Origin of the sequence: Erythrobacter donghaensis (assembly GCF_001557325.1) — a bacterium.
GTDB classification, from domain to species: Bacteria; Pseudomonadota; Alphaproteobacteria; order Sphingomonadales; family Sphingomonadaceae; genus Erythrobacter; species Erythrobacter donghaensis_B.
In genome coordinates this window covers 1-1,152 of sequence record NZ_LSJS01000006.1, presented here as the reverse complement: position 1 = coordinate 1,152, position 1,152 = coordinate 1, and the positions used below count along the sequence as shown (strand labels likewise).

The window sequence follows — 1,152 nt, the reverse complement described above, 5'->3', positions numbered from 1 at the left end:
GGGTGGGGCATGCCCCACCCCATGCGATTTCGATCTCGGTGGCCACCGGGCTCATTGGTAAGGTGGAGTTTCGAAGCTTCACACCAACCAAGGAGTTGATCCCGATGACCGATGACAGACTACCGCTTGCCGAGCTTTTGGCGAAGAGCGGAGATGGAGATTTTCTGCGCACCATTGCCGAGAGCGTATTGCAGATCATCATGGAGGCCGATGTTGAGGGCCTGGTCGGTGCCGGTCGGCACGAGCGTTCCGGCGAGCGCACGACCTGGCGCAACGGCTACCGCGACCGCAGCCTCGATACCCGGCTCGGCACGCTCAACCTGAAGATCCCCAAGCTGCGGACCGGCGCATACTTCCCGGGCTTCCTGGAGCCGCGGAAGACGGTGGAGAAGGCCTTGGTCGCGGTGATCCAGGAGGCATGGATCGCCGGCGTCAGCACCCGGCGGGTCGATGATCTGGTGCAGGCCATGGGCATGACCGGCATCTCCAAATCCTCGGTCTCGAAGCTGTGCAAGGACATCGACGAGCGCGTCCATGCCTTCCTCAAGCGTCCGCTGTCAGGCGACTGGCCCTACCTCTGGCTCGATGCCACTTACCTGAAGGTGCGCCAGGGCGGCCGGATCGTCAGCGTTGCCGCGATAATCGCCGTTGCCGTCAACACCGAAGGCAAGCGTGAGATCGTCGGCCTGCACATCGGCCCTTCGGAGGCTGAGGTGTTCTGGTCGGACTTCCTCAAGGACCTCGCCCGCCGCGGGCTGACGGGGGTCAGGCTGGTGATCTCGGACGCCCACGAGGGCCTCAAGGCAGCGATCACCCGCGTGCTCAGCGCCACCTGGCAGCGCTGCCGCGTCCACTTCATGCGCAATGCGCTGGCATACGTCCCCAAGGGGCAGAACACGGTCGTTGCCGCCGCCATCCGCCAGGTCTTCCTCCAGCCCGATCATGCAGCTGCGACACAGGTCTGGCGCCAGGTCGCCGACCAGTTGCGCGCCCGATGGCCCAAGCTGGGCGCCTGCATGGACGAGGCCGAGCATGACGTGCTCGCTTACATGACCTTCCCCGAACAGCACCGGGTCAAGCTGCATTCCACCAATCCGCTGGAACGCCTGAACAAGGAAGTGAAGCGCCGCGCCGATGTCGTCGGCATCTTCC

Annotated in this window: 1 protein-coding gene; it reads left to right on the top strand. The window is 64.6% G+C overall.

Annotated elements, in window-relative coordinates:
• Positions 1-104 precede the first annotated feature (104 nt).
• A partial coding sequence (locus AX692_RS00190; protein WP_073977503.1) for an IS256 family transposase occupies positions 105-1,152 on the top strand: 1,048 nt, incomplete at its 3' end.